This window comes from Sphaerochaeta sp. S2 (assembly GCF_016406725.1).
Lineage (GTDB): Bacteria > Spirochaetota > Spirochaetia > Sphaerochaetales > Sphaerochaetaceae > Sphaerochaeta.
Genome location: NZ_JAEKNT010000004.1, coordinates 1 through 6,583 on the forward strand (window position 1 = coordinate 1; position 6,583 = coordinate 6,583).

The 6,583-nt window shown below is 48.5% G+C and carries 5 protein-coding genes and 1 pseudogene; 4 read left to right on the forward strand and 2 right to left on the reverse strand.

The window, feature by feature from the left end:
* Window positions 1-101: 101 nt before the first annotated feature.
* On the reverse strand, window positions 102-1,091 hold the full coding sequence (locus JF818_RS00100; protein ID WP_198889971.1) for an MATE family efflux transporter: 990 nt from the start codon (window positions 1,089-1,091) through the stop codon (window positions 102-104).
* A 286-nt stretch (window positions 1,092-1,377) separates the two neighbouring features.
* Between JF818_RS00100 and JF818_RS00105 the strand changes: the two genes are divergently transcribed.
* Together JF818_RS00105 and JF818_RS00110 are read left to right on the forward strand one after the other, a co-directional pair.
* Window positions 1,378-1,722 carry a PadR family transcriptional regulator gene (locus tag JF818_RS00105; RefSeq protein ID WP_198889972.1) on the forward strand — a complete coding sequence of 115 codons (345 nt, stop codon included), beginning with the start codon at window positions 1,378-1,380 and terminating at the stop codon, window positions 1,720-1,722.
* Entirely contained in the window at window positions 1,715-2,695 is a 981-nt protein-coding gene (locus JF818_RS00110; protein WP_198889973.1) for a hypothetical protein, read from the forward strand. The genes JF818_RS00105 and JF818_RS00110 overlap by 8 nt, the downstream gene beginning before the upstream one ends.
* On the opposite strand, the gene JF818_RS00115 is transcribed toward JF818_RS00110, so the two are convergent.
* Entirely contained in the window at window positions 2,649-4,838 is a 2,190-nt protein-coding gene (locus tag JF818_RS00115) for a DUF4954 family protein (RefSeq protein WP_198889974.1), read from the reverse strand. The genes JF818_RS00110 and JF818_RS00115 overlap by 47 nt on opposite strands.
* 93 nt (window positions 4,839-4,931) lie before the next feature.
* On the opposite strand from JF818_RS00115, the gene JF818_RS00120 reads away from it, so the two are divergent.
* Window positions 4,932-6,287 (forward strand): MATE family efflux transporter, encoded by a 1,356-nt coding sequence (locus JF818_RS00120; protein ID WP_198889975.1) that lies wholly within the window; start codon window positions 4,932-4,934, stop codon window positions 6,285-6,287.
* Window positions 6,288-6,392: 105 nt separating this feature from the next.
* Window positions 6,393-6,583: pseudogene (locus JF818_RS00125) on the forward strand (esterase); the annotation flags it as partial.

The following is a 6,583-nucleotide window of genomic DNA, read 5'->3' on the forward strand; positions in this document are numbered from 1 at the left end:
AGGGCGGAAAGGTTTGTCTGCCCCATAAAACCAGGGCGGACAGTACCAAGGGCAGAAAACAAGCGAAAGACCAAATTCCATCATAATCACAAGTCAAATTGTTAAGATTTTGGGAAAGTTGGGCTTAAGTTGTGAACATTGTTGAAAAACATCAACAGGGTCCAAATAACCCCATAAGCAGCAATGGCAAGGGTATCTCCATAGAGAAGCAGGCTTCGATTGACCACTATGGTCACCACACTGGTCCCAAGCTGTCTCACCAGCGTAGGAGAGCCAAGAGAAGCAATTCGACCAAACAACTGAAAGAAAGGAGCACCTTCACCCTTTCTGATAGAGAATGCAGAACGACGAGAGGAAAGGATGTAAAAGGCAAACAGGGCAGAGGATGATTGGCCAACCACGGTTGCAACAGCAGCCCCCATCACTCCCCAATCAAGGACGATGATCAGCAGGAAATCAAGCAGGATATTGCACCCATTTCCGATGATGCTGGCTACCATCGATGCCTTTACCTTCCCTTGGGAACGCAAGAGTGCATTCAGAACGGTGGAGAGGGTAATGAGTGGAGATCCTGCAAGCAAAACTCCCAGGTAGCTTCGTACCAACGGGTAGGTCTCAGCATCAGAGCCCAGCATGGATGCAAGCTGCGGGAAAAATAGCAGGCCCATCACACCAAGAGTAACTGAGATAAGGAGCATACCGCCCACACTGACGGAGGCAGTTCTTCCTGCCGCCTCTTTCTCTCCCGCTCCTAGTTGTCGAGAAACCAGGGAAGCTCCCCCAATGCCCATCATTAGCGCTGTTGCCGTAAGTATCAGGTAACCACCCATGGAAATTCCAAGAGCAGCAAGACCGACAGGTCCGACTGACCGACCGACGAACAACATATCGACCATTGTGTAGAGGGTATTCACCAGGAGCCCAATCATGGCTGGCAGGGATAGCTTGGCAAGAAGACGAATCACTCTTCGGTCATCCAACAGTATTTGCTGGCTATTCTTCCTTTCTCTCTGGTCTTCCTTGTACATTCTCTCCCCTGCCTCATCATATGGATATGCATGGATGATACTGGAGAATAGGCTTTCCCACAACGTAGAAACCTGTTATGAGTGAAAGAATTGAAGAAAGATGTACGGTGGGATTGAAGGCTTTATTCACCCCGATTTGGACTCTGTCATGAGCCCATAATAAAACCCTCCGACCGGGAGGGTTCTTTGGCTACTCAGGGTTATTTCCTTCGGTTATTCCCCTTCTTCACCACCACAATCTCATCGTACCATCGTTCAGGAAAACCGTCAAATTTTTTCGTATCATGAATATACTTTGTTCTTGACATTACTGTGTGATACACACTATTATAAAAGCACGAGGTTTCATATGGATAGGAGAGAGCTTCTTGCCAACTTTGTAACAGAACTCAACAGAGGTACCCTGACGCTCTGTGTTCTCAGTCAACTCACGACTCCTCAGTATGGGTACTCCCTATTGCAGATACTTTCTGAAAAGCACATAGATTTGGAAGCCAATACGCTCTACCCCATGCTCAGGAGACTGGAAACCCAAGGTGTCCTGGAGAGTAGCTGGAATACCAGCGAAAACAGACCGAGGAAGTTCTACCAACTCACCGAGGAAGGAAAGAGCATCTACTTATCACTTGCAAACCAATGGAGAGAGCAACAATCGCACATTGAAGCGTTGCTCGGGGAGGAGAGCCATGCATGAACTTATCAACCGATATATTGCAGAGACAGTCCGTCACCTAAAACCTGCAGAAAGAATGGAAGTAGAGAAGGAACTCACGGCAAATATTCTCGACATGTTGCCAGAAGACCCCAGTGATGAGGCAGTCGAACAGACACTCTTGTCAATGGGGTCCCCCTCTTCACTGGCCGCAAAATACCGTGGCAGGGAACAATACCTTATCGGACCTGCAACCTATGATACCTATATCATGGTGCTCAAGATTGTTGCCTTGGTAGTCTCCCTGGTTACCTTGGTCTTCACGGTACTCTCCTTTTTCTTTTCCCCATCCGGTCTCTCCATCTTTGAAATGATCGCAAAGGCTCTGGCCTCAATCTTCAGTGCTGCATCAGGAGCATTCCTGTGGGTAACGATCACCTTTGCCATACTTGAAAGGTGTCAGGTAAAGACAGATTTGAAGGATTGGAACCTCACTGAACTGCATAATCTTGAGGAAGTACCCACCAGGGAGATCAAGAAGAGAGACAGCATTGCTGACTTGGTAGGTTTGTCACTCTTCTTCCTGTTCCTGGGGTTCATGTACATGAAAGGTGATTTACTTGCAATCTATACCCAAGACAGGGAACCTATCCCCCTCTTTGTTGCAGACCTACTCCGTCCTTACCTCATAGGATGGATGCTGACCACTGCCATCGCGTTCTTTGTTGCCATGTTCAAGATGGCTCGCGCAAGATGGACAAAAACAGTACTCGGCTTCAGTGCAGCCTCCGACCTATTGGGAGTCTTCTACTTCATCTTCGTTGCAACGCGATGGAACATCTACAACAATACTGCCTTGCTCTATTTCAACCTCTCACTTGAGTGGTGGCAGATCATCATCAAGGCCGCATGTGTGGTGTTGCTTCTCCTGACCCTTGTCAGCATTGGAGAAGATACCTACACCACACTCAGGAGAAACGAACCTGCCGGATCTGGGAAAGCACCTGCTCTGTGATCTGCTTTGACTCCTGGATGAAAGGATTGTCATCAAGACTGCCTAGCACTACATCACGCTCCTCCACTGTACGATAGGTACTGAAGCGGAACCGGTTGTTGAAATCCTTTTCCTTGGTCTTGAAGACCTGGTTTTCGATTTCAAGGCGAATGGTGGCTACCTCATCAACCACCTGCTCCCATTGCCCCTGGTTGATTTCACTGCATCCTAATACCTTGAGCAGTGTTGCCAAGGCATGCAGAGCTTTGTCTTCCTCATACAGAGAGAACCAGTAGGCATAAGCATTATGTACTTCATCCCAAGAGTTGATGGAGCCTTCCTTCAGACCATCCCTGAGAGCCTCAAAACGATACTCAGGAACAAGTTGACCCCCAATATTGAGCCAAGGCTCGAGCACTGCATCATGGGCCTGCTGGAACTCACTGATGGTGATTTCATGGGTGGTGCAATACTCGCTGAGTGTCTTCACAGCGTAGTATCGAAGCATCTGTTGATACGCTTGGTATGCCTCCACCGTCTTGAGTACCTCAACCGGTTCGTTGCTGTTCTCCAACTCCCAGACGTACATTTGCATTGACTGTACTTCGGATGGCTTCGTGGTGATCAAATTACGGCCTTGGGTGATCAGGTCACTTCGCTCCTGGGAGGTGGGCCGGGTCCTGTTGTAATTGATCCCTACCCACTCACAGAGCAGGTCGCAGGCCGTAAAAATCTCATTTACCGTATCAGGAGCAAGGTAGTCTGTTTCTATCTGCTGACGGATAACCTTTCGCTTGTCACGCTTACGGTATTTGTAGCTGTTGCGCTCCAGGGCATAAAGATTGTACATCCACCAATAGGCAGGCATAACCACCCGCCTTCCCTCCTTGGCATCTGATCCCAGCAGACTGAATGGAAGGGGGATGTTCAACTCATGGGGATAGTTTCCCTTGGCGATCAGAACATAGCTTGCGAACTTGCAGTCATACTTGAGCGTGCTGCTCAGAGCTGGCCAGAATCCCCTGCCGGCAACCATCTCCCCATCATTTCCACGACTGTTGTGATTGGAGCCGATATTCGCACCGGCAGCCATATTCGACTGTCCCATGATCATACTTGCAATCAGGAAGGAGTTGTTGTGGTGTTGCTCGTGTCCCCCAAATATGAGGTTGCTCAGCAGCTCACAACAACTGACCGTTGAGTTGTCCCCAAGAAATGAGTGGATAAGACGGGCCCCATATTTGAGATTACAGTTATCCCCCATGATGAAGCGGATTGCCTTGCATCCATAGAACACCCTGCTTCCTGCACCGATTATGCCGTTTACCAGCTCAACACCTTCACCAATCTGTATCGGTTCAGCCAAAGTTGAACGGAGACGGAGATTCTTGAGTTTGTTGGCTCCTTTGATATAAGCACCTTCCCCTACCCAGACATCCTTTACGGTATCACATGATTTGATGACCGACTGCTGACCGACAAATCCGTAGTATCCACGACGTGCGTCGCAGGTCTTGTCAGTCAAGGTCTCAAAGATCTTCATCAACGCATCATCATCGCGATAGGTCCCCCAGAGGTAGGCATCGGAAGGAAGCATTCCATCAAAGGGTCTAACCGTCCTTCCTCCTGCTTCATTCATGATATCCATGGTGGTCAACACCTCTGGGTCTTCCCCATCCTTGAGAATACCGCTGCCGAACTTTGCATGGTTGGTGGTCTGCATCTCTCCGATGCGGTAGATGATGACATGATGGTCAAGAATATAGTGACTGAGATAGCTGCAATCGAGAATGGCACAGCTGTCCCCGATATCACAGCTGACAATTCTGCTGTTGGTTATCCCTACAGGCACAGAGAAGTCATGAAAACTGACTATCTGACGCGCCATGCTTCCAATACGTACCAGCCCATAGAATTCACTGTTCTTGATCAAGGAAGGGTCAAAGGGATCACTCACCAGCACATCATCCCAACAGGGGGAAGTATTCAGGTTCTGCTCGAGCAGGGCTATCTCCTCTTCCTTCAGATGCCGATAGCTTCCCGGATCTTTCTTGTTCTGGATGTTCCTCAGATAATACTCATCCTTTCCCTCTGGAAGAAATTCAGGGGGGATGAACCCGTATCCGAACCGCACTTCTGGCAATACCATCACTTTGTCATTCATACATGAAGTATAGCAACACCTTTCACGCATGCGCAATAAACTAGATAGGCGACGTTGCTTGTTTCATTTTCTTCTTTTGGGTACAGTACCGACATGCGACAAACAACTTCCTCACTTGGGACGGAATCAATAGGGAAACTGTTGCTTCGCCTTGCTGTCCCTACCATCCTGGCACAAGTGATCAATGCCCTCTATACCATCATTGATAGGATCTATATTGGCCATATCCCAGGTTCCGGTGCTCTTGCATTAAGTGGAATTGGACTGAGCTTCCCGATTATTATGCTTCTAGCCGCATTCAGCATGCTCATAGGAGCTGGAGGGGCACCACAGGCTTCCATCAAGCTGGGGCAGAAACGGGAAGAGGAGGCCGATGCAATCCTGAGTCAAGCCATCGGCACCCTTATCATCTTTGCGTTCGTGCTTATACTCTTTTTTCAGATAGCCAAGCGTCCACTCCTGTTCGCGTTCGGTGCAAGTTCTGCAACCATTGAGTACAGCATTGACTATCTCTCCATCTATCTCTGGGGAACCCCGTTCGTCCTTTTCAGCCTTGGACTCAACCCGTTCATAACTGCCCAGGGGTTCAGCAGGACCAGCATGATGACCATGCTGCTTGGTTCAGCGGTGAACATTATCCTCGACCCAATTTTTATCTTTGCACTAGGATGGGGTATTAAGGGAGCTGCACTTGCAACGGTTATCAGCCAGGCGGTAAGTGCGGCATGGGTGTTGCATTTTCTCTCTTCAAAGCGTTCCACATTGACCATCAGTTACAAGAAAATCCTGCCCACCAAGAAGGTGATGCTCCCGGTATTTGCATTGGGTATATCCCCCTTCTTCATGATGTCCACAGAGAGTTTGGTGAACATTATCCTCAACTCCACCTTGCAGAGAACTGGAGGGGACTTGGCCGTTGGTGCAATGTCTATCCTTGCATCAGTAATGCTCTTCAGCCTTGCCCCACTGCAAGGACTTACCCAAGGGGGGCAACCAATCCTCTCCTATAACTATGGAGCAGGGAATACAGAACGGGTGAAGGCTGCTTTCTCCAGGATTCTTATCAGCAGCGCTCTCTTCTCCACCACGGTTTGCCTTATCCTGGTGCTTTTCCCGGAAGCGGTGGTCCGACTCTTTACCCGTGAACCACTTCTTGTGGAAAAAACCAGCGAGGCAATGCGAATCTTCAGTGCAGGGTTCTGGATGCTTGGTTTCCAGATTGCCTGCCAACAGGCATTCATCTCCTTCTCAAAAGCCAGAATCTCACTTTTCCTCGCCTCCCTAAGAAAAATCATCCTGCTGATTCCCTTGGTATTCCTTCTCTCCTCACATTTTGGCATGCGTGGAGTATTCCTTGCCGAGCCAATTGCTGATATCCTCGCAGGAGCTACCACGACGTTGCTTTTCTTCCTGAATTTTAAGAAAATCATAGCGGAAAGTGGCAAATAATGCGTGTTTTGTGTTTGATAAATACCAATTGAATATACAAATGCCCCAACAGTACGGACTCGAATACTTGCGTCACACTGGTGGATATACTACCATGTGACCACTATGGCAGACTATGATTTGTCTCCGAAGATGAAACGTATGGTCGCCCTGATAAACAAGATCGCAATAACAGATCCTGAAGGGCTTACACCAAAACGCATCGAGGAGCTTAACGATATATCTATCCCTAACAACCTGGTGATTCGCAAACTTCTTGGCAAGAGTGCGAAGAACATCACCACCAAGACCTTCAT

What these genes read in the sequence shown, in the direction of transcription:
- JF818_RS00105 (WP_198889972.1), top strand. Translation starts at nt 1,378, where the DNA reads ATGGATAGGAGAGAGCTTCTTGCCAACTTTGTAACAGAACTCAACAGA.
- JF818_RS00110 (WP_198889973.1), top strand. Translation starts at nt 1,715, where the DNA reads ATGCATGAACTTATCAACCGATATATTGCAGAGACAGTCCGTCACCTA.
- JF818_RS00115 (WP_198889974.1), bottom strand. Translation starts at nt 4,838, where the DNA reads ATGAATGACAAAGTGATGGTATTGCCAGAAGTGCGGTTCGGATACGGG.
- JF818_RS00120 (WP_198889975.1), top strand. Translation starts at nt 4,932, where the DNA reads ATGCGACAAACAACTTCCTCACTTGGGACGGAATCAATAGGGAAACTG.